This window comes from Peteryoungia desertarenae (genome assembly GCF_005860795.2).
Classification (GTDB): Bacteria; Pseudomonadota; Alphaproteobacteria; order Rhizobiales; family Rhizobiaceae; genus Allorhizobium; species Allorhizobium desertarenae.
In genome coordinates this window covers 125,007-148,552 of sequence record NZ_CP058350.1, presented here as the reverse complement: position 1 = coordinate 148,552, position 23,546 = coordinate 125,007, and the positions used below count along the sequence as shown (strand labels likewise).

Annotated in this window: 18 protein-coding genes; 15 read left to right on the top strand and 3 right to left on the bottom strand. The window is 55.6% G+C overall.

Annotated elements, in window-relative coordinates:
• Positions 1–71 precede the first annotated feature (71 nt).
• The 6 genes from FE840_RS00685 (at position 72) to FE840_RS00660 (ending at position 6,587) form a co-directional block, all read left to right on the top strand.
• On the top strand, positions 72–239 hold the full coding sequence (locus tag FE840_RS00685) for a hypothetical protein (protein ID WP_171033731.1): 168 nt from the start codon (positions 72–74) through the stop codon (positions 237–239).
• A 108-nt stretch (positions 240–347) separates the two neighbouring features.
• Positions 348–1,286 (top strand): hypothetical protein, encoded by a 939-nt coding sequence (locus FE840_RS00680; protein WP_138288010.1) that lies wholly within the window; start codon positions 348–350, stop codon positions 1,284–1,286.
• A gap of 103 nt (positions 1,287–1,389) precedes the next feature.
• Entirely contained in the window at positions 1,390–2,262 is an 873-nt protein-coding gene (locus FE840_RS00675; protein WP_138288009.1) for a hypothetical protein, read from the top strand.
• Positions 2,262–4,667 (top strand): ATP-binding protein, encoded by a 2,406-nt coding sequence (locus FE840_RS00670; protein WP_246318811.1) that lies wholly within the window; start codon positions 2,262–2,264, stop codon positions 4,665–4,667. Before FE840_RS00675 ends, FE840_RS00670 begins: the two co-directional genes overlap by 1 nt.
• Positions 4,664–5,710: an ATP-dependent metallopeptidase FtsH/Yme1/Tma family protein gene (locus tag FE840_RS00665; protein ID WP_138288008.1), complete on the top strand. Its 1,047-nt coding sequence runs from the start codon at positions 4,664–4,666 to the stop codon at positions 5,708–5,710. Before FE840_RS00670 ends, FE840_RS00665 begins: the two co-directional genes overlap by 4 nt.
• A 565-nt stretch (positions 5,711–6,275) precedes the next feature.
• A complete protein-coding gene (locus FE840_RS00660) occupies positions 6,276–6,587 on the top strand; it encodes a hypothetical protein (RefSeq protein WP_138288007.1) in 312 nt (103 codons plus the stop codon).
• 194 nt (positions 6,588–6,781) lie between these two features.
• Here the strand turns inward: FE840_RS00660 and FE840_RS00655 are convergent, their stop codons facing one another.
• Positions 6,782–7,231: a very short patch repair endonuclease gene (locus FE840_RS00655; RefSeq protein WP_138288006.1), complete on the bottom strand. Its 450-nt coding sequence runs from the start codon at positions 7,229–7,231 to the stop codon at positions 6,782–6,784.
• 66 nt (positions 7,232–7,297) lie between these two features.
• Here FE840_RS00655 and FE840_RS00650 point away from each other — a divergent pair, with 66 nt between their 5' ends.
• The 9 genes from FE840_RS00650 to FE840_RS00610 all read left to right on the top strand — a co-directional run bounded on the left by FE840_RS00650 (position 7,298) and on the right by FE840_RS00610 (position 20,195).
• Positions 7,298–8,818: a DNA cytosine methyltransferase gene (locus FE840_RS00650; RefSeq protein ID WP_138288005.1), complete on the top strand. Its 1,521-nt coding sequence runs from the start codon at positions 7,298–7,300 to the stop codon at positions 8,816–8,818.
• Positions 8,819–8,844: 26 nt separating this feature from the next.
• The gene (locus tag FE840_RS00645; RefSeq protein ID WP_246318810.1) at positions 8,845–10,392 is read left to right on the top strand and encodes an ATP-binding protein; all 1,548 of its coding nucleotides are present in this window, start codon (positions 8,845–8,847) and stop codon (positions 10,390–10,392) included.
• Complete coding sequence (locus FE840_RS00640) at positions 10,389–13,133, top strand: Z1 domain-containing protein (protein ID WP_138288003.1); 2,745 nt, start codon at positions 10,389–10,391, stop codon at positions 13,131–13,133. Before FE840_RS00645 ends, FE840_RS00640 begins: the two co-directional genes overlap by 4 nt.
• Positions 13,120–14,097: a PD-(D/E)XK motif protein gene (locus FE840_RS00635; RefSeq protein ID WP_210271775.1), complete on the top strand. Its 978-nt coding sequence runs from the start codon at positions 13,120–13,122 to the stop codon at positions 14,095–14,097. Before FE840_RS00640 ends, FE840_RS00635 begins: the two co-directional genes overlap by 14 nt.
• Positions 14,090–16,183, top strand: a complete 2,094-nt coding sequence (locus FE840_RS00630; RefSeq protein WP_138288001.1) for an AIPR family protein — start codon at positions 14,090–14,092, stop codon at positions 16,181–16,183. Before FE840_RS00635 ends, FE840_RS00630 begins: the two co-directional genes overlap by 8 nt.
• Positions 16,184–16,620: 437 nt before the next feature.
• A complete protein-coding gene (locus tag FE840_RS00625) occupies positions 16,621–17,214 on the top strand; it encodes a hypothetical protein (protein WP_138288000.1) in 594 nt (197 codons plus the stop codon).
• On the top strand, positions 17,211–18,143 hold the full coding sequence (locus tag FE840_RS00620) for a hypothetical protein (protein WP_138287999.1): 933 nt from the start codon (positions 17,211–17,213) through the stop codon (positions 18,141–18,143). The genes FE840_RS00625 and FE840_RS00620 overlap by 4 nt, the downstream gene beginning before the upstream one ends.
• A 12-nt stretch (positions 18,144–18,155) precedes the next feature.
• Entirely contained in the window at positions 18,156–19,349 is a 1,194-nt protein-coding gene (locus FE840_RS00615; protein WP_171033730.1) for a geranylgeranyl reductase family protein, read from the top strand.
• Between the two features lie 204 nt (positions 19,350–19,553).
• The gene (locus FE840_RS00610) at positions 19,554–20,195 is read left to right on the top strand and encodes a Card1-like endonuclease domain-containing protein (RefSeq protein WP_171033729.1); all 642 of its coding nucleotides are present in this window, start codon (positions 19,554–19,556) and stop codon (positions 20,193–20,195) included.
• 175 nt (positions 20,196–20,370) lie between these two features.
• Here FE840_RS00610 and FE840_RS00605 read toward each other — a convergent pair whose 3' ends face one another.
• Entirely contained in the window at positions 20,371–22,092 is a 1,722-nt protein-coding gene (locus FE840_RS00605; RefSeq protein WP_138287996.1) for an acyl-CoA dehydrogenase, read from the bottom strand.
• A gap of 340 nt (positions 22,093–22,432) precedes the next feature.
• Positions 22,433–23,467, bottom strand: a complete 1,035-nt coding sequence (locus FE840_RS00600) for an extracellular solute-binding protein (protein WP_171033728.1) — start codon at positions 23,465–23,467, stop codon at positions 22,433–22,435.
• Positions 23,468–23,546: the final 79 nt, after the last annotated feature.

The window sequence follows — 23,546 nt, the reverse complement described above, 5'->3', positions numbered from 1 at the left end:
CGGCCCCCGCCGGTGCTACCAACACCGAACGAGGGCCTGACCCGCAACCTTGGACTAGAAGGACTTGGGCTATGAAGAGCCTTACCCGCTTCGCTTCCCCGGTGGAAGCTTTCTATGTGTCGGATCCTGTTGATCCTGATGTTGGTGATCGTCCAGGCGACGATTCCGTTCGCGCTGTGACGGCTGGCCTCGTGTCATTTGTCGCATCCGGTTCACCGGCGGCGTCTTTGGACGTCTGATCGCACCCTCATCGACATCGCTGGCAATTGTCATGGTCGAGCGCGCCGGACGGCGTCCTCAGCTGACCATGATTGTCTCTGGCTGTCGATCAACAATAGGATTCTCACATGACTGATCTTCATTCCGGTGCGGCTTCCGCGCCAACCTTTTTGTATGCCGTCGATCCAGAGGTGCTGCACCCGAAACTCGATGGGCTGTGCCATTCCGTGCTGTCGTCGAGCTTCAGCACGACGGCGCTGCTTGAGGCGCTGTCGTCAGGTCTCGCCGATGTCTCTTGTCTCCTGCGCACTGTGCCGGCAGCCGAGGGCCGTCTGATCGAGCGCGGTATTGGCCTGATCGCTGGTCTCAATCCCGATCTCGTAGTGCTTACGGAAAACATCCGGCTTCCGGTGACCAAGGCAGCGCTTGATGTCGTCGAGCGCAATGATCCTCGTAACTATGCATCACTGACACTGGATGCGGACGCAGGCGGCCGGCGGGGTTACACGCCTGACCTGATCATCGTGAACAAGAAGACCAGGCTCGCTTACGTCGTCGACGTGAAGCGCAGTCTGAGTTCCTACGACGCTCCCCGGCTCCAGGACCTGAAACGCCGTATGCTGGCCGGAGCTCTGACGGTACCGGATCTTCTTTATCGCGAGCATCATCGGCTGGTTGCCGGGGAAGTGCAGGTCGTCATTCTCGATGCGCAGAATGCCAACCGTGATACCCCGACGGGCATCTGGCCCGTCGCCGATCTCGATCATCTGCTGTCGATCGAGGGCGCAGGCAAAGCCATTGCTTATCTGCGCCGATCCTTCCAGCAGGGCATCGAGCAGAACTGGAAACAGGCACGTTCGGCTGAAGCTCAATACAAGACGCTGTCAGAGCAGGATCGACGCGTCGGAGCCGCGCCATGGGTCGATACGCCGGAGCCGGAAGGTTTGCGGCTGAGGGCCGACAATCGTTCATCCCGAATATCGGATGCTGCCGTGCACCCCGACCGGCCGCAGGTGCGGATTGGCTTTGCCAGCCTGCCGGGCTTACGGCAAGCCGTACCCGCCTGAGATTGGCCGGCACTGTGTGCCGGCTCTTCGATCACCCGTTCATCGATCCATTCCCATTCATGACCGCGCATCTGTGAATGCAGCGGCAGAGGAGAAACATGTCATGTCGCAACAGCAGACAGCCACCATCATCCCTTTCCCCATCCGTGTGCCCGTCGGACAGAAGCCTGGTCGCAAGCCACGCCCAGCCCCGAAGAAACCCTCGGTCTCCCGAAAAACGGTGTCACCTGCCGAAACGTTGAAGGCTGCGGATGCGGGCGTGTCTGTGACAGACACGTCGGTCGGCAGAGTGTCTTCGCCCAAGGCAACATTCATGTCTTCTGCGTCGCCATCGGACTTGTCGACACCTACGGCACCATCCCCAATCCCCTACGAGCCGATCGAATTGCGAGCCTTCCGCAAGCTCCGAACGGTTGCGCCTTCAAAGCCGGATCCGGCTTTTGTCGTGGCACAATGCATTCACTGGACACGGTCACGCGGCATTGCCATGTCCAGCATCCCGACACTGATCCGTAATCAGTTGCAGACGCTTTGCGACCTTGGCGATCCCTCGGCGCTTATGGTGCGGGATTGGCTGGAAGGGCTAGGCCTGAGACCCTTGCCTACGCCAGATGCTGCAGCTAGCGCGACGTCGGCTTCGGCTTCTGACACGGTCTCGACTTCTGTGCCTGATCTTGTGTCAGCGTCAGACCCGGTCGTGATCTCTGCGCCTGCCTGTATTGCTCAGGCTCCGGACACAGCACCAGACATGGCCGTTCTTGAGCCCCGCCTCCGCCCAGGACTTGCGGCGGCCATTCTGCGCCGAAAAATCATTCGCCGGGCAAAGGCGAAGGGCATCGACATGAGCGTCTTGCGACCGTCCCTGAAGCGCGATCTGCAGATGCTCTGTGACGCAGGCGAGCCTGAAGCGCTGATGCTGCGTGACTGGCTGAGTGGCAAATGGAAATCGGCGCGTTTGATGCCGGAGGGCGTGTGATGGAACAGGTCACAGATCGTCTCACCCGTTTCTTCCTTCGGCGCATCCGCCGCCAGGCGGTGCTCGATCTCTATCACTGGGCCGCCATTGCTGGTCTTCTCGACGAAACGGCAATTGCAGGTGACCCATGCTTGGGTACGACCTGGCGAGCAACGCCGGAGCTTGTCGCACTGCTTCAATCGTCTCGCCTGGATGAGCAGGTGCTGCTGTCCAAGCGTCTGCGGTCAATGCCCGTGTCCGAGCATGAGCAGGCGGCGGATCACGGATCGGAGCCTTGGGCTGTCGAGCCGAAGACGAAACGCTCGCCGTCGCCGTCAAAGTCAACATCATCCTCGCCATCGTCAACTCGCTCGGCGACGGAGCCGTCTGCGGGACAACAGATGATGAACAAGACTGGTGGAATTAGAGTTCAGCAGCAGGCACTGGCACGTCTTCGCGCGTTTCTGCCACCGCCGAAATCCTCGGAAGTCGCGATTGCATTGATGATTGCCCGTGCCGTCGGCTCGAGCGTCAGGGATCGGGACAAACTGCGGCGCGTTTTGCATCGGCCGGCTCCCCTCATCGTGCTCAAGGTGCCTGTCCCGGGGTTCGAGCGTCATTGCGGTCGTGTTCTGGAGGACGGGCTGATCATGCCGTTCAGACTGAAGATCAAGGATCTCGTCCGCTTTGGCGGCATTGCCGATGATCTTGGATCCCGCCGCGATGAAAAATCCCGGCGTGATATCCTGGTCCTTGCAGGCAAGCAGATCCCCTCGATCGGCGAGCGGTCTCTCAGCCGAATGCTGAGCGACGCCGTCCAGGGACAACCCGCTACGGCCGTTCTTGTCATTGATCAGACAGATGGCGAACTGCCGGATATCGTATTGCGCTCCGCTGACCTTGTGCTGGAGGGTCCTCATCTTGACCAAACGCTGATGGCCGAGCTTTTGCAGATATGTTGCGGCATCGTGCCGAAGCACGCGCTTGCCGAGATGAACAAGCAGCGCCTGACGCTTGTCGATCTGCATCTCGACGACGTGGTCCTGGTCGCCAGGCCCGGAAAGTCGCTTGCGGAAATTATTTCCGCATTCAAAGCGATTGTCGAACGGGCGGAGGCCGAAAATGCTGACGGCGAAAGCGGCAAGAACGCCAAGAGTGCCCGCAGCGGTGACAAGAGCCATGGCCGCGACAAAGAGAAAGCGGGAGACAAGAACAGGGACAAGGCCGTGCCACCGGTAACGGACATGGTCGATGTGATCATGCCGGAACCACAGCAGCAGGCCGAAACAGAAACGGCACAGCCGACTGTGGCCGGAGCCGATATCAATGCCAATGCCAGAAGCGACGCTGAAACCGGAACCGGGATTGATCCCAACACTCCGAAGGATGCCGAGCAACTGGCATCAACGGACAATGAGCCTTCTGACCAGACACCAGATCAGAGCCAGTCGCAACAGGCTGAAAAGCGAGTCGACGAAGCTCCGACCAGTGCGGCAAGCCGTGCCATCGCAAAGCGCGGTGTCAGGCCTCTCCGGGTCGAAACGCTTCACGGCTACGGCGAGGCGACGAACTGGGCCACGGATCTCAAATCCGACCTCCGGCTCTGGAGAGATGGGGCGCTTGACTGGAGCGAGCTCAGCACGCGTCTGCTGCTCTCTGGACCGCCCGGCACAGGAAAGACGACGTTTGCGAGGGCGCTGTGCAATTCTCTGCAAGTGCCGCTGCTCGCTACCTCGGTCGCGCGCTGGCTCGAAGCGTCCTATCTTGGCGACGTGCTGCAGGCGATGGCTGGGGTCTTCAAGCTCGCAAGCGAACGCAAACCCGCCATTCTCTTTATCGATGAGATCGACAACATTGGCTCGCGTATGGGAGGCGGTTCGGGCCGTAGCGGGAAGCACGACGATTACTGGTCGTCTGTGGTCAATCGCCTGCTCGAACTCCTCGATGGTGCCGCAAAAACTGAGGGCGTCATCATCGTTGCCGCGACAAATCTCCCCGGCAAGATCGATCCTGCACTTCTGCGCTCGGGACGGCTTGAACGTCATATCGAGATTCCGAAACCGGATCTGAAAGCCTTGACCGGGATCCTGGCGCATCATCTCGGGACAGATCTCGCGAAGGTCATCGAGACGGCTCCGGTTAAAATGGACGACATTCCGGATTGGGGCGGGCGTCCCGGCGAGGAGTCAGCCGTGGACCTGGAATCGGACCATGACCAGAGCGGGGACCTCAATGTGCGTCCGGACCTCGATCCGGACAAGGGCCTCGACAGCAACAAACGGTACTGCGCGCAGGTGAACGACGGAGCAGGCAGCCGAAGCTTCGATAACTCTGGCAGATCGCAACAACGGGACGGCGATGACGCGACTGAGAATGTTGAAACCGGCGCACTGACGACTTTGAACAGGAAGGAGACCACGGCATGATTGGAAATGAGCTGATCGAGGATGCCGCACATACCTCCACGTCCATGCGATCGGAAAGAGCCAGACATGGGGGCGGTCGAGATCACAACGAGGAAACGACAGATCTGATCTCGCTCCAGCGTTTGGCGCTGCTTGCAACCGGAAGGACCGGAGCCGATATCGAGAGACTGATCCGGGAAGTCAGGCAAAAAGCACGGCGCGAACAGCGCCCGATCACCTGGTCTGATCTGGAAACAGCGCTGTTGTCCGAAAGGCGTCAGATGACGCCGGAGCATCGCTATCGGATTGCGGTCCATGAAGTCGGCCATGCGCTTGCCTACACGATGCTTGGTATCGGCGAGGTCCAGACACTGGCCGTCGGCGTGAGCCTTGACGGAACGGCAGGAGGGCTCGGGCAGGTGGTTGTGACGTTCCGGACTGACGAACCGCAGACGGAAAACTGGCTAACACGCAAGATGGCCTGTCTGCTTGCCGGGCGTGTCGCAGAACAGCTCATCTTTGGTGCGGTTCTGGCAGGATCGGGTGGGCATCCGGAAAGTGATCTTGCCCGCGCCACCACCGATGCACTTTCCGCGGAGACAGAGCTTGGCTTCTCGGACGTCGAGACGCTGATCTACCGCCGTCCGGCACTCGCAGAACAACAGATGCTACAGGACAATGACCTGATGAAGCGAGTGGAGGCCAGGTTGAAATGGGCAGAAGCGGTAGCGCTCGGAGTGCTCGAGACACACAAGGCGTTTCTGGAGGCAATGGCCCGGGAGCTGGCTGAGCTGGGGGTCATGACAGGCGATCACATGATCCAGAGGCTTGCACAATTTGTCGTGGTCTCGGGTGCAAGAAGCCGCGAGCGTCCCGTCACGGCGTCAGATTCGGCGATTCTGAGTGGCGCCACTCCGATTCCTGTCTCCAGATCGGCGTTGCGTGGCTCCATTTTTGCGATTCCTAGCTCAAGAAAAGTGTTGCTGAATAAGGAAACGGCGAGTCTGAAGGCGGGATTGCCGTTTCCGAAAGCCGATCAAACGATTCCGGGGCAAACGGCGTGACGTGTCCGTGCGTCCCGGGCGGTTGATAGCGGCGCTGGGGATGCTGCGTCGCCTAACATCCTGGCGATTCAAGGAAGGGTCGCCTCCCTTGCTGGGATGCCAGCCGACGTTGTCAGCACCTGTATTGAAGCCAACCTGAGCTGAAACCCCGTGCGGGCAAGTTGACCTGACTTGTCGGCAAGTCAGGTCAATGCAGGACAGCTTGCCCGCAAATCGAAAGACATCAGGATAAATCATCTCAATTTATGCTGACGCGATTCCGAAGCCGAAATCCTCGTTTCCAAACTGGAATTCCGCGATTCCTGCACAAACAGCGTTTGTACAGGAGAGCGGATATTGGCTGTGCCGACTGATCGGCGAATTCAATGAGCAAGGGGGCGTATGTTGCCGCCACCAGTCGCTTCTGGCCGTCTGGCCAGCCAATGCCTGGATTGACGCTGTCCTCTGCATTCGCATTGCCGACATTGTCGAGGCTTGGCGTCAAACGGCCGGCGCAATGTCACGTCGTTTGTTCCTTGCAGGCCGGCCGCTCAGACTCATGGCTCAACCGACAAGGAGAAAAGTTATGAGAAAAACAAAGAAGCAGAGATTGGCCGAGCAGGCCGCAAGACAGCAGGCCGTCCGAGATCAGGCCAAGGAGAACCGTCGCCCTACCCGCGATGACTTGGCGCGCGTGCTGCTCTGGCAGATGATAACAGTTGCCCAGAGGCAGGCAGAACCTGAGACGGCACTCTGCAAGATCTGTGAATCTCTGATCAAAGATCTGAACAGGCAGGGGTTCAAAACGAACCAGGTAGAAGCGGTGTTCTGGGAGTTGGCCACGAAATACAAGACGGGTCTCTGGCCGTTTCGGACCAAGCGCCATCTCGGCGTCTGAACTTAGCGCTCCCTCTGGCAGCATGAAGGCCTCATTGACCCTGTGATGCCATGCTGAACACGCGGAGCGCGTCAGCGCTTCGCAAACGGCGTTAGATCAATCGATGTCTACTCCCCCCATTACTCCGGATAACGGCGTTTGCAGAGGAATCTCGAAATATGGGCACTCTCGGCGTTGTAACGTCGGCACTACCGCTAGGTGTCACCGATTTCGAGTTCGGGAACATCTGATTCGAGCCACTTGGCGAGTTGGGAAGCCGCAATCTGTGCTGATCCTTTACGCCGCAAGGCACATTCCCATACGACAGCAATACGCCAGCCTTCTGCGAGCAGGCGCTTGCGCACAACACCATCTCGATTGATGTTTGATTGAAACTTGTTGAACCAAAAACTTTCGCGAGTCTTCGGGGTGGTTGCGTGGCGGCACTTCGGATGCCTATGCCAGAAACATCCGTGCACGAAAACGGCAGCCCTGAACCGTGGAAAGACAAGATCTGGTTGTCCAATCATCAGCTTGGAATGGAGCCGGTAGCGGAAGCCCAATCGATGCAGCTCGGTCCTCAGACTCATCTCGGGCTTGGTGTTCTTGCCCTTAATCGCCGCCATCATCTGCGAGCGCTTTTCCTTGTCTACAACGTCGGTCATGGGGCTCCTGGCATTCACCGCTACAATTAGTATACACCCGCTGTAGATTCTCTCGGGAGCTTAAAGTTGCCATCGACATTCGGAATAGTTGATCTCTTCGCCGGCCCGGGGGGCCTTGGTGAAGGCTTCGCCTCTCTCGAGACAGACGGCTATGCGCCGTTCCATCTCGGCATCTCCGTGGAAAAGGAAAGCTCCGCTCATTCCACTCTCCGTCTGCGGTCGTTCCTTCGCGCCTATCGGAGAAAGCATGGCAGGTTACCGGAGGAGTATATTGGGTTTCATGCAGGGCAGCATGGTGCGCCAGACTGGTCGGAACTTGACCCGCAGATATTCGGACGGGCGGCGAAAGAGGCGCGGTGTCTCGAACTCGGCACTGAGGCTGCGACCGATGCGATAGACCAATCAATCGCCGCGCTGCGTTCATTTGATGATACTGTTTTGATTGGTGGCCCCCCGTGTCAGGCCTATTCCTTGGTAGGCAGGGCACGTTCGCGGGGCAAGGAAGGTTACGTCCCCGAAGAGGATCATCGTCATTATCTTTTCCGGGAGTACATTGGGGTCCTCGATCGCCTGAGGCCAGCCGCCTTCGTGATGGAAAATGTGAAGGGCATGCTGTCGTCCTCGGTCGAAAGCCGATTGGTTTTCGAGATGTTGATGGAGGATCTGGCGTCGGTCGGGCGAGGCCGCGGACACGTGTACGAGCTGTTTGCCGTACACCAAGATGCGGGAAGCGCCTCCCTCGTGCCCGTAACAAGACCGTCCGACTTTGTTGTATGTGCCGAGCGGTTCGGGGTGCCTCAGCGCCGGCACCGCGTCATTATCATCGGTGTTCGCTCAGACATGGCTGCGGGTGCGACTACGGCCAGGATTTCCACACCGACTGGAACCGCTACGGTCGAGGGGGTGATTGGGAACCTGACACCGCTGAGGAGCGGAATAAGTCGCAGTAAAAGTGATGCCTTCATTGATTGGCGTCAGGCGGTGGCCGATGCCGTGGACCTTCTGATGACGCACTCAGATGATCTAAGAGAAGAGCTTTCAACCGTCCGCCATAACCTCGATGCCATCGGGGAATTGGAGAGGCAATCCGCGAACCTTCCAAACGCTTATGGAGGCTCAAACGAGACTGTTCTACAGTGGATAGAACGACCCGGAATGCGAGTTGTTGCCCAACACGAAACTCGGAGTCACATGGTCTCCGACCTTGGAAGGTATCTCTTTGCCGCAGCATTTGGCCGGGTTCACGGCTTTTCACCAAAGGCTGGCGACTTCCCGGATTTACTGCGCCCAAACCATCGGAACTGGGATAGTGGAATATTCAACGATCGTTTCAGGGTTCAGCTTGCTGGCGAGCCGTCGACCACCATCACCAGTCACATTGCGAAGGACGGACACTATTTTATTCATCCGGATCCGGTGCAATGCCGGAGCCTTACACTACGTGAAGCGGCACGTTTGCAGACTTTCCCGGATGACTACCTGTTTCTTGGTAACAGGACTCAGCAATATGTGCAGGTAGGGAACGCCGTCCCTCCGTTTCTTGCTAAGCAACTCGCCGAGCTTTTGCATAAGGCGTTGATAGGATGACGAATATTTGATTTTTGTGTCTTGTAATGAGGCAAGTTTCCCGTAAGAGTAGCATGGAAAGCTCTTGGGAATTCGAAATGCCGCATGTCAAGACTGAACGCTCCGCCGACGCCACACCGCATGCCGCAGCGTTGATCGAGGGTCTGAGAGACATCGGCTATTCGCTTGAAACCGCTATAGCCGATATCATCGATAACTCGGTCACAGCCGGGGCTCATGAAGTGCAAATCGTGACCGAAACGAATTGTGACGAGCCTTTCGTTGCAATAGTCGATGACGGTTGTGGGATGACCGAAGATGAGCTTGTTGCGGCGATGCGCCCCGGTAGCAAGAATCCGCTGGCCAGTCGTTCGCAGCCGGATCTCGGTCGATTTGGCCTCGGGCTGAAAAGCGCAAGCTTTTCTCAATGCAGGCGCTTGACGGTTGTTTCGCGAGTGCGAGGCAAGACCGTAGCGGCCATATGGGACCTGGACGACGTTGCTGCGAGCAACGAATGGAAGATCTCTCTCCCGGCACATATTGATGAGATCCCTGGGGTTGAGCATCTCGGCAGCACGGGTACTTTGGTGCTTTGGCAAAAACTCGATCGACTGAGCGGCGGTGTCGTTAACAACGCTCAGAAACGCGCAGAGATCATCAATCAGCGTCTGGCGGAAACGGAACGCCACTTGCGGCTGGTCTTTCATCGTTTCATGGAGGCGACGTCAAGGGCCTTGAGGATATCTCTCAATGGACGAGGAATTTCGCCTCTTGATCCGTTCGCCCGCAAAAACGCTGCGACGATTTGTGATCCCGAGGAGATACTCGGTCTGCCGCAGGGGGCGGTCGAGATACAGAGTTTCACGCTCCCTCACCACCGCCAGATGAGCAAGGTTGAGTGGGAAGATTTAGGCGGCCCCGAGGGGCACCTGAAGTCTCAGGGTTTTTATCTCTACAGAGGGAAGAGGCTTATCCTGTATGGCACTTGGTTTGGCCTGTCTCGGCAATCGGAGCTGACGAAGCTCTCGCGTGTCAGGATCGATATTCCCAACACCATGGACGGCGACTGGAAGATAGATGTCAAGAAGTCTTCGGCTCAACTTCCGCCGCTGGTGCGGGAGAGGCTCCGTAAGGTCATTGAGCGCATTCATGAGGGATCGAAGCGGACTTACAGAAGACGCGGACAAAAGCTTGTTGATCAAAACAGGCTCCCGATGTGGCATCGTGTTCAGAATGACGGACAGATAAGTTATCGCCCGAACCTCGATCACCCCGTGTTTTCGGAATTCGCCGCGACTCTGCCGGAGCACCAGCGGCGTCGCTTTTTCAATTGCATTACTCTTGTGGGCGCGTCGTTACCCATCGACACCCTCCATGCAGATATGTCGGGTGCCGCAGAGCAGATCGCGCCGGACAGGCTTGATGAAGACACGCTGGAGCAGGCTGTCAGGTCGACTTTCACGCTGCTCGTTTCCGCACGCAAGGATGTTCAGGAAATCAAAGGCTTGATGAGGGAAGTGGACCCGTTCCGCTCGGCATGGAGTGACACGGAGCGGATCATCTCAAGCATCATTGAGGAGGCCGAGGATAAATGAGTGCTTTGTTAAGCAGCCTCGAGGGTATGGCTGTCATGTACATGGCGTCGGAAGCTGGATCGCCTACAGCTGAGTCAATTCGCGCGACAATCAACCAACTCAGATCAATGCCGATGTTCGCCGGTAAGGTCGACGACGCCGAGGCGGAAAAAATCGCCAAGCAGATTGAGGAAAAGTACGGCATCAGCATGGGTTTGGGTGCTGTCGTCGATGCAGAGGACTTTCGACCATGGTTGAAGGATGCTCGCATCAATGGCCATGTAGGTGACTTCTACTGGGGCCGCTATCGAATGCTGCTCGCGAAAAAAGGGCTTCCCAAATCGGTCATAGACGCCACCGATGAGGTCACCGATCGCGTGCTCGACCGGCTGGGGGATCCTCGGAACATGAGTCCATGGAGTCGTCGTGGCATGGTCGTGGGACATGTTCAGAGCGGCAAGACAGCAAATTATACGGGGCTAATCTGCAAGGCTGCAGATGCTGGGTATCGATTGATCGTGGTTATCGCCGGCATTCATAACAACCTGCGCAATCAGACCCAGGCGCGCATAGACGAGGGCTTTATAGGGCGCGACACCGGCCGACTTGCTCACGCAAATAAGGCACAGCGCCAGAAGATCATCGGCGTCGGAGAATTCGATCAGCGCGAATTCCCTGTATCGCTTACCAACACGCTGCGCGACTTCAACAAGGCGACTGCCACCACGAACACCAGCCAGATCGGCCAATACAACGTCCCTGTCGTTCTGGTCATCAAGAAAAACTCGAGCACGCTTAAGAACCTCCTCGAGTGGTTGAGGGAGCACTCCGTTCATCAGGGCTCCCAGATGGTCAGTCAGCCGATGTTGCTGATCGACGACGAGGCGGATAATGCATCGATCAACACCGCCTATTCGCGCGATGAAGTCACCCGGATAAACGGTCAGATCCGCGAATTGCTCTCTCTGTTTCATCGGAGTTGCTACGTTGGTTACACGGCGACGCCTTTTGCTAATATCTTCATTGACCCGGATACTGATGATGAAGCGCTGAAGCAGGATCTCTTCCCGCGACATTTCATCATCGGCCTTGATGCGCCGTCGAACTATTTTGGCGCGCAGAAGGTTTTTCTCGACGCTCGCGACACGCATGTGCGCCTGATCGACGACAACGAGGAAGTTCTTCCGATGAGACACAAGATCGATCATCCGGTCGATGTGTTGCCGGAAAGTCTCGTCCGCGCCGTACGTGCATTCATCATTGCTCGGGCGATCCGCAACGCCCGAGGACAGGAGGCTTCGCACGCCTCCATGCTGATTAATGCTTCTCGATTTACCGATGTGCAGGGGCGTCTGCGGGCGAGAGTCGGGGATGTCGTCAGTCGCATTCGGGACGCCGTCTCAGTCGATGCGGCAAAGGGCAAGGCCGCTTTGCGAAACCCTGAGATCGCTGCCCTGCACGATGTATGGAACGCAGAGTACGCTCACGCCGATGGTGCCGACTGGGCAACCGTACAGGGTAGACTCTATCAAGTTCTGGTTGCGGTTCGCGTTGTTGAGGTAAATGCTTCAAAGCGCTCGCAGGCACTTGACTATGATCAGACTGGTGAACATGGAGTGACCGTAATTGCCGTCGGAGGGTTCTCCCTCTCGCGTGGCTTGACGCTCGATGGGCTCACCGTAAGCTACTTCCTGCGAAACTCCATGATGTACGATACGCTCATGCAGATGGGGCGATGGTTCGGATACCGGCCTAATTATGAAGATCTTTGCCGTATCTGGATGCCGGCGGACGGCGTAGGCTGGTATGCGCACATTCACGAGGCAATGGATGATCTCCAAAGCCAGCTCAAGCGCATGGAGCTGGCAAAGGCAACGCCTGAGCAATTCGGGCTTGCGGTGCGTAGTCACCCCGAAGCGCTGATTGTGACTGCGAGGAATAAAATGGGTTCCGGCAAACCCCTGCCGATCAAGGTTGGGCTTGCAGAAAGTCTTATCGAAACTACGCGGATGGTGGCGGATCCACTTCAAATAAATAGAAATCTGACGGCAGGCGAGGTCCTCCTTAAAGGTCTACGTGATGGTAACTTTAATATTGAGCCTCGATCACGTGGTTATCTTGTCCGACGAGTTCCAGTCGATCGCATCGATGTGTTTCTGAGAGACTACCGTGCCGATCCGGCGAACCCTCCTGTCGATCCCTTGACCGATCCGCATCTGATCAGGGACTACATAGCGGCCCGTGCCGATGACGAGTTAAGCGAGTGGGACGTTTTCGTTGCCAGTTCGACTCGCAAGGAATGGAAGCCAACAACGCTGGCCGGATTGGATTTGGTGCCCTATGAGCGGAGCGTCGATCCGGCTGACTATGCACGCGGCGTTCTGACTATAAGTGGGGCAAGCCGTCGCGTAGGATCTGCAGAAGATGAAATGGAAGGTTTGACGGAGGAGCAGATTGCTTCAGCACGCGAAGCATTTCGGCTAGACCGCCCCGAAGCAAAGCGTCAATCTACTATAAATCCCAGATACTACAGGACCGTCGATGGACGTCGTCCGCTTTTGATCTTGCGCCTTGTCCGGCCCAAGATCAGCGAGGTTGAGGGCGTGGTACTACACGGCACCGATGTTCTTGCGTGGGGGCTGTCTTTCCCGAGCAGTGCAGTTGCTGGTGGCAAGGTCGAATACGTTGTCAACACCGTCCGCATGCGCGAGATGTTTGGCGAGGAAGAGATCGAGCAGGAGGCGCTTGGTGATCCCGAATGACACGCCCTGGTCAGGACTTGAAGCGGGGAAGGTAGATACGCGTCGTGTATCTGCGTCGGCGCGCTGGAGCTGGTTCTGGGCGGTGATGCCGCGCGCAGATGCGGCACTCGTGCTGCAGTTGTCCGAGCTTCCTGATCCTGTCCCCGATCTGCCCAGGCTAAAGAACCTCGAAATCCGATTTCAGACTTTGCCAGGGGGGCCAATTCTCTACATCCGGCTCAAGGATCAGTCCCAGATCGAGCTGTTCGAAGCTTTATGCCGGGACGTGATGAACGCAGGTGAAATTGCCGGATCTGAGAGAGAGGCTCTTGAGAGAGCAGTGGGGCGCACTTTCAGATGGCATCATCTTTTGCGAGGTGGCAAATCCGAAACGCTGACTGAGGAAGAGCAGAAGGGGCTTGTCGGAGAGATCGAGGTTCTGAAGCTGCTCATGCAGCATATGACCCCCGCCGCGGCCCTGACGGCCTGGACCGGGCCGTCCGGTGCGCCGAAGGACTTCGAGCTTGCCCGAGGATGTATCGAGGTCAAGGCGAGACGGAGCGGCGCTCAGCCATACGTGCGGATTAGCAATGAGCATCAACTTGCCGACGTCACTGGCAAGGCGCTCTGGATGGCGGTTCTGGCAGTTGACAGAGTGCATTTTCCTCATGGGAAAACCCTAGCGGAGATCGTAGCCGATGTTTCTGAGGCGATCAAAAAATCAGAACCTGCTGTACTCTTCGACTGGGAGTTGCATCTCGCCGACTGTGGCTACGACTCGGCCCATGACTATTCGGGCTGGCGATGGATCGTTGCAGAGCCAGCCTTCTATGAGGTGACGGATCACTTCCCGCGGGTCGTTTCGCCTCTTGTAGAAGGCGTTTCTGCCGTGACCTATTCGATTTCGCTTCATTCATGCACTCCGTACCAGTTGACCTGGAAGGGGGTTCGAACTGCTTTGTTTGATGAGGATAACGATGAGTGATCTGGAGGACTATCACCAGAGTCTGATGGCCGACATTCGCCGCGAAGCCGATGCCAGTGGAATTCTGATGGTTGAAGCATTCTTCGACAGGATGACCGAGCGGCTGACAGAAGCTGGAGAGCTAGAGGTCGCGGATCGTGCTTATTACCAAAGTGGCGAGCTTGGCCAGAAGCTGCGTATCGATGGATATGCGGGTGATCCGCGTGACAGTGAGGGAGTTCTGGGGCTGATCGTCTGTGACTTTGTAGACAGCGATGAAGTCCAGACCTTTGGAAAGACGGATATCGCGCCGCTGCTGAACCCGCTGATCCGATTCTTGAAGAAGGCGAAGACGGCGGAGTTTCGGGACAGCCTGAATGAAGTGAACCCGGCCTTTCAGGTTTCGGATCTGATCATTACGACGTGGTCTCAGGTCACAAAGGTAAAACTGATCCTCATATCCAATCGCTCCTACACCGGACGCGATGATGCTGTTAAGCTTGCTGACGCTGGCGATGTGCCAATAACCTGGTCCGTCTGGGATCTTGCGCGCTTCGAGCGGTTTGATCGTTCGGGCCAGGCGCGCGAAGACATGGTTATCGACTTCGCAACCGATTTCGGCGGCCCACTGCCGGCGCTCAAGGCTTCGCAATCCGGCGCTGCGCTGGAAAGCTATCTTGCCGTCGTTCCGGGCGAGCAGCTGGCAGCCATCTATGATCGGTGGGGGGCGAGACTTCTTGAAGCCAACGTGCGTTCTTTCCTCCAGGCTCGTGCGAAAACCAACAAGGGGATTCAGAAGACGGTCAAGGAAGAGCCCGAGCTCTTCTTCCCCTACAACAACGGACTTTCGGCCACTGCCGATGCGGTGACTACCGTCACTACGCGCGATGGACTGGCGATCGGGTCGATCAGCAATCTTCAGATCGTCAACGGAGCGCAGACGACCGGCTCCATCCATACAGGGCTGCGCACGGCGAGGGAACAGCTGTCGAAGGTCTTCGTGCAGATGAAGCTGACGGTTGTGCCATCGGACAGGTCCGAGGAAATCGTGCCGAAGATTTCGGAGTTCGCCAACACCCAGAACAAGGTGAACGCTGCAGATTTCTTCTCCAATCATCCTTTTCATATCCGCATGGAGCAATTCAGCCGAACGGTCATGTTCGCCGCACGGGAAGGAGAGCGCCATGACAGCAAGTGGTTCTACGAACGCTCTCGCGGACAATACATCAACGCCCGAGGTCGCCTTACGGCTGCGCAACAGAAGAAGTTCGACATCGAGTTCCCGAAGGTTCAGCTGTTCAGCAAGACTGATCTCGCGAAATTCGAATTCTCCGCGACTGGGCAGCCTCATATCGTTTCGCGAGGTGCCCAGAAGAACTTTGCCGAGTTTGCAAAGGAGATAGGTGAAAACTGGTCGAAGAGTGACGCCAAGTACGATGAGCTATGGTACCGGCGGCTGATTGCCAAGGCGATCGTCTTTCGCAAGCTCGAAGAGGAAGTGCCGAAACAGCCCTGGTATGAGGGCGGGTACCGCGCCAATATCGTGACCTACGCGATGGCAAAGGTGTTCCATGATGCAAGGTCTGAAACAGAGGTTCTAGACGTGGACGCCGTATGGCGGCGGCAGTCGGTGCCAGAGGCGCTGCTGGAGGCACTGATGGTGGCCGCCTCGGCGGCAAATGACTGCATTACTCATCCGCCTCAGGGCGTTCGCAACATGTCAGAGTGGGCAAAACAGCAGGCATGCTGGAACGCCTTGAAGAGCAGGAAGTTGGATTATCCGGAGAATTTCGAGAGTTGCGTGGTCGCGATCGATTCGGCCAAGGCTGCGGTCCGGGACGCGCGAGCACAGAAGGCGCTGAATGATGGCATCAACGCCCAGACCGAGGTTGTAGGCCTTGGCGGAAAATTTTGGCAGCAGGTCATGGAATGGGGGCAGGCGAGGCGCAGGATCACGCCCAAGGATGCACAGGTTCTGCAGGTCTGCGGGCGCATCCCGAGCCGGCTTCCAACCGAGTCCGAGAGCATACACGCGATGAAGCTTCTGACGAAGTTGAAGGAAGAAGGATTCAGCCCGGCTGCAGTCTTTTCCGTTGATTTAAAATGATATGTGGAAATCATTTCTGCAATTTCTAGCTATTGCGGGTCAAGTCGTCCATTTTTGTTTTGATTTGCAGCATTGTATTCAATTAGTATTGGATTAATGAATGATTCTAATCTAATATTGATTTTTTATATTTAGATTTGTGTCAAAAATGATGCTATAAATAATTATATTACATATAATATAAATTTATATATAGAAAAATATTTAAGATTTGCTCGTGTGCGAAAAAATTTTATTTTACCGTGATTTTTCGAGGCGCTCCTCCGCGTGTTCCAATATTATGTCGCGCGTATAAATATTTCTGTGGCGCGCACTATTGTCTAGTTTTTTGATAATACTTGTGTTCCTGCGTTATTCACATTAGACCGTTCAGAGGCAGGGCGTTGAGTCAACCTCTTGCGTTACACTTTCTTTTTCCGAAGGCCGGCGGGATGCATATGAGATATGCGGGCAGATACTTTTGGGCTGCCATATTTACTGCTTTTCTTGCGTATTCTTATTATAAATACACGTACCTGCTGTCTATTTCTGAAGTGGTTAGGCCCTGGTTATTCGAAGTGGAAACTGGAGCTTGGTCCCAGGATTTTCTCCGGGACTCTTTTGTCAACTTGGTATCTGCTTTGGTCCAAGTCGCTCTCACCACATTTTTTGTATCGATTGTTTTTTCGAGAAAGAAGAGGAATGAGGAGAAGAGGGCGAAGAAATACATAGCGTCCTCTTTGAGAGATGAGATTTTTGAGTACATAGTGGCCTCTGATCCTGTCGATAAGGAAAAGAGGTTTTCACGGGTTGAAATGCTGTGCGAGCGGGCAGAGTCGGCGCTGCAAACACATGAGTGGAGCCTTGCTGACAGATTCAGAGATGCGCTTGTTGACCATCGAAGTGACCCAGCAAACAAATCGTTACAAGCAATAATTGGAATTAGGTTCCGCCATCTTGTAGAAAGGTTGCATGTGCGGGGGACGGAATTGGATGCTTTTTGTGACAGGGTTGATAAGGCTTTCTTGTATCAAGGGGGATTGTCAAAATGAGCGTCTTCCTTTCTGGATATGAGGCGGATTTTTGTGACGCCGAGAGTGCTTCTGTTCTTTTTCTTTGGCAGAATTGGCAATTTTACTTTAAACTACATAATCCCTTTATAAGTTGCACCCAGATTTCAAAAAACTCTTGGTCGGCGAAATCGTTCTTTGGCGGTGGTGAGTGGTATTTAACTCAGCAAGACTGCTCTGATCAGCGAGGAATTTTGCATTTCCATAACTATATACATTTTTGCGGTCGTTTGAGCAAAGTTCAAACCATATTTCAATATCATCGGATGGCTGACGGCCGTCTGTGGTACTGCGGCGGCGGGTATGGTGAACTTGACCCCGTACTGAGGTACGCGCCATGGCTACCTCAGTTTATTGCGTCGTTGCTTCTACGGAGCATCGGCAAGCGTGGTGGAGTTGTTGCTTCTATTATCTCTAAAGATGTTGCCATCCTCAAGCGCTCTTCTGGTGAGGAAGCTATGCATGTGTTCGGTGACTATAAGGTTGATGCGATGAGGCCTGAGGGCGCGCGGCGGTACTTTCTCAAGCGCGAGATGGTGCCCATCTCGATCTACGAGAACAGACCTCTGGCGCATATTCGTGAAGACACGGAGCTCCTTGCTGCGCAGTTGAGGCAGATTGCTGAAAGGATGCCCTTGGAGGTCGATAAAACGCTGCTGATAGCTGCGATGCAGAGCCTCCCACTTGGCATACCTGGTGCGTCTGCGATCGCTCTTCGGGACTTTATTCGACAAAACATAATCGTCGATCATAGCGAATCTTTTGGCGGCATCTATCGCGAGATGGCATCCTACATTAAAACGACTGGTGGCTGGATGAGGTTAAACCGTTCTGAGAGCGACACTTTGTCCCGGGAGATCGGGCAATTGAAAAAGGGTATAGAGCTACTATTTAAGTGGCTTGAGAAGTGAGAAGGAATGGCTATGGGTATGGCGGCGGATTTTGATGTTGTGGTTGTCGGGGCCGGGCCTGCGGGCAGCACTGCAGCGATTCGACTGTCTGAACTCGGCTACAAGGTGTTAGTTGTTGACCGGACTTCATTTCCAAGGGTGAAGCCCTGTGGAGGTGGATTGACCATTAAGGCACTTCAGTGGTTACCCCATTCAGTTGCACCTGTAATTGAGGCTGCTACTAAGAAACTGGTCATGGGAGTGAAGACGCCGTTCGATGAGAAGACCGAACTTTTCCAAAGCGACGACTATATCTGCACATTTGTAGTTCGTGAGCAATTCGATAAATTCAATTTTGAGCGTATGATTGACGCGTTCGTTGACTTCGAAGAAAACTCTGGACTTCGCAACATATCTGAGCGCAGTGACAGTGTTGAGTTGGATTTTGGAAGCAAGCGTATCACAGCGAAATATTTGATAGGTGCTGATGGTGCGAATAGCGTTGTGCGAAAGATACTGGGAGTAGTTAAGAATTTTAGTAGGGGATTTGCAATCGAAGGCTTGGTTCCTTACGCTAAGCTAGATCGGATACCCGATGCGGAGTTCTTTTTCGGGTATGTGCCCAATGGATACGGGTGGATCTTTCCGAAAGGCGATCACCTCAACGTTGGCATTTACACATGGGACGACGGCGTCAGTCTAAGCAAAGATCTCCTGAGGACGTACTGCCGCTCAAGATTGGGCATTGATGAGCTCGATCATATTGTTGGCTTCCCGCTTGGTTTTGGCGGGCGCAGATTCGTTCCAACCAGTAACCGGGTACTAATGGTTGGTGACGCGGCAGGATTTGCGGAACCCCTCTTGGGTGAAGGACTACATAACGCGATCAAGTCCGGACGGCTGGCAGCCGATGCGATTCACAGCGCGCAGACTAACGTCGGCCTGAGTGGTCGTGCGGCCTATCGCAAGGCGATCGACCCAATCGTTGCTGACTTAGTTCGTTGTGATGACATGAAAAAGTTTTATTATAACAACATGGATGGCATAGGGTACGGGGCGTTGAAATTCCCACTGAGCCGTCATGCTTTAATGAAAGGTTTTGCAGCCGGTAAGACTATGTTGGAGATCACTAATCAGTTTATGCTGTCTCCATTCTTTTCTCCAGCTAAGCCAAAGAGTCTGCAGGAGTATTTAAGCTTGCATCAGCATCCCGGAGCGGCCGCTTGAAAGCTTCGGACTTTGTGAAAGACGTAGGGTCAATACGTAAGCAACTGCTACAGAGCTATGCCAGCAGATGAGGTGGTGAGCGACGCGTCTGAGCCTCAACCGCTTGGAAACGGTCTCCGTGGGATCGAGGCATTTCTGGCTCGACACAACGCGATTCTGAGCTCTCGGCCGGTGACGCCACAGCACCTGCCAGAGGGCCGGAACTTGTTCTCGAAGTTGATTGCAGGGGACTATTCGTCCTTCGAAGAAGTTCGAGACCATTTAATGTTGCGAGATCCAATTGAATTATCCGCTACGCACCGGGCGATGCTTGAGAGTGCGGAACACGCGGGGTTAATAGAGAAGCGGGGGCTCGGCTTTACGGTAGCCGCCAACGATGCTCGACGCTACTTAACTGGTGGGTGGCTTGAGGAGTATATTGGGTTAGCTCTCTCTGAAATCGGTGCCGAAGAGATTACTATTGGTCAGAAGATACGCTGGCAAGTTGGAGAGTTCGTCGGCGAGAATGAAATAGATGTAATGGCATCTTTTGGCGGCGACATTTTTATGTGTTCTTGTAAGGCGCTGAAATCTAGAATCGTTCCTGGCGATGAGAGGGTTCGAGTGAAGTTAATGCAAGCCTTGCACGAGGCGGATAATTTAGCCGACCATTTTAATTGCCCCGGGGGCGTAGTTGCACTTGCAGTTACTACGGATTTGTTAGACGAGCGAAATCGACTCGTGCATTATCAGCAGCTACATGGGAAGGCGGCGGCTCTTGGAGTTAACCTGATAGCTCTGGATGATCTGCCTTGGGCTAAGTTGAAGGGTCGACTGGTTGGTTTTCTTGGAGGCTCCAAGCTTTAGGCATTGGGCAGAGGATTGATACGCTAACTGTCATAAATGTTTTTGTACAAGTCTCCGCGCAATCAGGCCCCCGCAACCAATCAAATCCATCCCTCCAGAGATCCTCCGATGCAGCCCACAAGGAGCTTTTGCTTCCTGGGGTCGCTGAATGGGTTCTGGCGACACAGCAAATACATCAGAGAACTGCTTTGATGCTCGCGTCTAGGGCGAGGTAGCGCGGCAAGAGGCGTTTCATATAGAAATGCGCTGTTTCCAGCTTATCTGCGTAAAACTGAGGGTCTTCCTTTTGGTGAACCAGTGCAGTCTTGGCGATCAGCGCCCACTCTGCAGCTAGGGATACGAGACCGAAAAAAGCCAGGTATTCACTGGCGACTTCGCTTACCTGTGCGGCGGTGGCTGATTTCAGCCTTGCTGTAAGATCGCTGAGATCCTCGAGTGCTGTCAATCCGTCTGCCGCGGGCGAGAAAGAGTTGTTCGCGTCTTCCAGCAGGGATTTCAGGAGCGAGAGATATTGCCCAAGTGCAGCTCCGTCCTTCAGTGTGAGCTTGCGGCCCGTGAGGTCAAGGGCCTGGATGCCGTTGGTGCCTTCATAGATTGTAGCGATCCTGATGTCGCGAACCCATTGCTCGGCGCCCCATTCGCGAATGTAGCCATGGCCTCCCAAGATCTGAACCCCAAGGTTTGCGGCTTCGTTGCCAGCATCGCTGAGAAAGGCCTTGACGATCGGCGTCATTACCTGGACGAGGTCTTCATGCTTTTCACGTTCCGCTGCGTGGTCTGCGGCATGAGCCTTGTCAATTGAAAAGGCCATGCGCAAGGCGAATGCACGCCCCCCCTCGGCAAAAGCCTTTTGTGTCAGCAACATGCGCCGGACATCCGGGTGCTGGTTGATGGGATCGGGTCCAACTCCGGTTGTTCCGGGTGCCTTACCCTGCTTGCGCTCTGCGGCATAAGCCGAGGCGATCTGATGCGAGCTTTCTGCAGCACTGACACCTTGAACGCCGACGCCGAGACGGGCGGCATTCATCAGGGTGAACATGGCTTGCAAGCCGGAATGGGGGGCGCCGACAAGCCAGCCCTTGGCGCCATCATAGTTCATGACGCAGGTTGCTGAGGCCTTCAGTCCCATTTTGTGTTCGATTGCGCCGCAGCTCAACGCATTGCGGACTTCCAGACCGCTTTCCTCATCCGTGTAGAGTTTTGGAACGAGGAAGAGGCTTATACCTCGACTGCCTGCCGGCGCATCCGGCAAACGTGCCAATACGAAATGGGGAATGTTGTCCGTCAGATCGTGTTCGCCACCGGTGATGAAGATCTTGTTGCCGCTTATCCGGTAGGTGCCCTGGTCATCAGGCTCAGCGCGGGTGCGCAACAGGCCCAGGTCGCTGCCGCAATGGGGTTCTGTCAGATTCATGGTTGGAAGAAGGGCACCTGTGGCGAAGGCTTCGAGGTAGGTGTCTTTCAGATGGTCGCTGCCATATCTGACCAGCAAGCGATAGGCCGCTTCGTTCAGGCCGCGATACATGGCGAAGCCGAAGTTCGCGGAGGTGGTCATCTCATCGACGAGAATCTGCAGGCAGTGCGGCAGTCCCTGCCCACCATGTTCGGGAGCGGCGGTCAGGCCCGCCCAGCCACCATCGCGGAACAAGGCATAGGCTTCGCGGAACCCGTCTGGTGTCGTAACCCGCCCGTTTTCGAACTGGCATCCCTGTTCGTCTCCGGATCTGTTGATCGGTGCGAGTACATTTTCGCAAAAACGTGCTGCCTCTGTGAGGACCGCATCGAAGACATCCGGGGTTGCGTGTTCAAAGAGGCTGGTTTGCGAGAGTTCTTCGACCTTGAACACGCGGTGCAGGAGGAACTGATAGTCTTTCAGAGGGGCGGAATAGGAAGGCATTGGCACTCCAGCAGGCAGCGATTGCGCGGGTGAGCATTACGTTCGACAGCCGGCGCCGGGAATGAGCGCGGCTTGCGGCCTTGTCATAGGGTCATTTTGGAAGTTTCACGCCTAGTTCATTCGTCGAATGAACTAGGAGCATTTTCCTCATTCCTGGTTGATGGCGCAGGAGTGGATGTCAGAGCCGCCGCTCGATATGGATTGGGCCGGCAACCAATGCCGAGAGGTCATAGGTATTGCGCTCATGAAACCATGGTTGGGTTGAACAACAATCAAACGCGCTGGCCAATGGCCAGCACGCTCCGGTTTCATTTCAGTCCTCAGGCCAGACAAGCCCGGACTATTCCCATTTGGCGTTACCGAGAACGCGGTTTGCCGCTTCGACATTGGCTGCAATGTCAGAAAGCGCGATCGTGTCGGGACGGAAGATGCCGAGTGCGGCAACCGATTCGGAAAGGCCGACACCCGGCACCGCCGGATACTCGTCATTGCCTGCCGAGAAATACTGCTGTGCCTGCTCGGAAGCCAGATACTCGAGGAACCTGATGGCATTTTCCTTGTTCGGCGCATTTGCTGCAACGCCGCCGCCCGAGATGTTCATGTGGGCGCCGATGTCGTTCTGGTTCGGGAAGACCCAGCCGATGTTCGCCAGCTGCTCTGGCGTCATCTGCTCGTCACCCTTGCGAAGCGCACGGGCGAAGTAATAGGTGTTGGACATGGCGATATCGCACTCACCCGAAGCTATGGCGCGGAGCTGGTCTGTGTCCCCACCCTGCGGTGCGCGCGCAAAGTTTGCGACAACGCCGTTTGCCCAGCCCTGGACGGTCTCTTCGCCCAGATGCGCGATGAGGGCTGCCACAATGTTCTGCGTGTAGACATTGGTCGAGGAGCGAATGCAGATCTTGCCCTTGTATTGTTCGTCTGCGAGCGCCTGATAGGTGAGCGGCGGATTGGTCACGTCGGTCTTGTCATAGAAGAGGATGCGGGCGCGTTGCGAGAAGCCGAACCACTGATTGTCCGCATCCTGCAGATAGGCTGGGATAGCAGCCTCCAGAACAGCGCTGTCCACCGACTGCAGAAGGCCAAGATCCTTCGCGCGCGCCAGGCGCACGGTATCGACGGTCATGAAGACGTCAGCGGGCGAATTTGCGCCTTCGGCTTCCATGCGTGAAATCAGCTCGTCCGCATTGCCTTCGATGCGGTTGATCTTGATACCCGTCGCCTGCTCGAAATCGGTATATAGCCGCTCATCCGTATCGTAGTGGCGCGAGGAATAGAGGTTGAGCTCTCCTTCGGCAGCTGCCGGTGCCATGGTGCCCATGAGGGCCGTTGCTGCAGCGAGCGAAAGAACCGCGAATTTCGAGGTCTTCGTCATAGATCTCTCCGAAAGTTGACTGTATGAGTATGGTTACGGCACAGCTCTTCGTATACCTTCGTACTTTTGTCAAGTAATC

What these genes read in the sequence shown, in the direction of transcription:
- FE840_RS00600 (WP_171033728.1), bottom strand. Translation starts at nt 23,467, where the DNA reads ATGACGAAGACCTCGAAATTCGCGGTTCTTTCGCTCGCTGCAGCAACG.
- FE840_RS00670 (WP_246318811.1), top strand. Translation starts at nt 2,262, where the DNA reads ATGGAACAGGTCACAGATCGTCTCACCCGTTTCTTCCTTCGGCGCATC.
- FE840_RS00660 (WP_138288007.1), top strand. Translation starts at nt 6,276, where the DNA reads ATGAGAAAAACAAAGAAGCAGAGATTGGCCGAGCAGGCCGCAAGACAG.
- FE840_RS00655 (WP_138288006.1), bottom strand. Translation starts at nt 7,231, where the DNA reads ATGACCGACGTTGTAGACAAGGAAAAGCGCTCGCAGATGATGGCGGCG.
- FE840_RS00645 (WP_246318810.1), top strand. Translation starts at nt 8,845, where the DNA reads ATGAGGCAAGTTTCCCGTAAGAGTAGCATGGAAAGCTCTTGGGAATTC.
- FE840_RS00665 (WP_138288008.1), top strand. Translation starts at nt 4,664, where the DNA reads ATGATTGGAAATGAGCTGATCGAGGATGCCGCACATACCTCCACGTCC.
- FE840_RS00675 (WP_138288009.1), top strand. Translation starts at nt 1,390, where the DNA reads ATGTCGCAACAGCAGACAGCCACCATCATCCCTTTCCCCATCCGTGTG.
- FE840_RS00640 (WP_138288003.1), top strand. Translation starts at nt 10,389, where the DNA reads ATGAGTGCTTTGTTAAGCAGCCTCGAGGGTATGGCTGTCATGTACATG.
- FE840_RS00605 (WP_138287996.1), bottom strand. Translation starts at nt 22,092, where the DNA reads ATGCCTTCCTATTCCGCCCCTCTGAAAGACTATCAGTTCCTCCTGCAC.
- FE840_RS00685 (WP_171033731.1), top strand. Translation starts at nt 72, where the DNA reads ATGAAGAGCCTTACCCGCTTCGCTTCCCCGGTGGAAGCTTTCTATGTG.
- FE840_RS00615 (WP_171033730.1), top strand. Translation starts at nt 18,156, where the DNA reads ATGGGTATGGCGGCGGATTTTGATGTTGTGGTTGTCGGGGCCGGGCCT.
- FE840_RS00620 (WP_138287999.1), top strand. Translation starts at nt 17,211, where the DNA reads ATGAGCGTCTTCCTTTCTGGATATGAGGCGGATTTTTGTGACGCCGAG.
- FE840_RS00625 (WP_138288000.1), top strand. Translation starts at nt 16,621, where the DNA reads ATGAGATATGCGGGCAGATACTTTTGGGCTGCCATATTTACTGCTTTT.
- FE840_RS00630 (WP_138288001.1), top strand. Translation starts at nt 14,090, where the DNA reads ATGAGTGATCTGGAGGACTATCACCAGAGTCTGATGGCCGACATTCGC.
- FE840_RS00680 (WP_138288010.1), top strand. Translation starts at nt 348, where the DNA reads ATGACTGATCTTCATTCCGGTGCGGCTTCCGCGCCAACCTTTTTGTAT.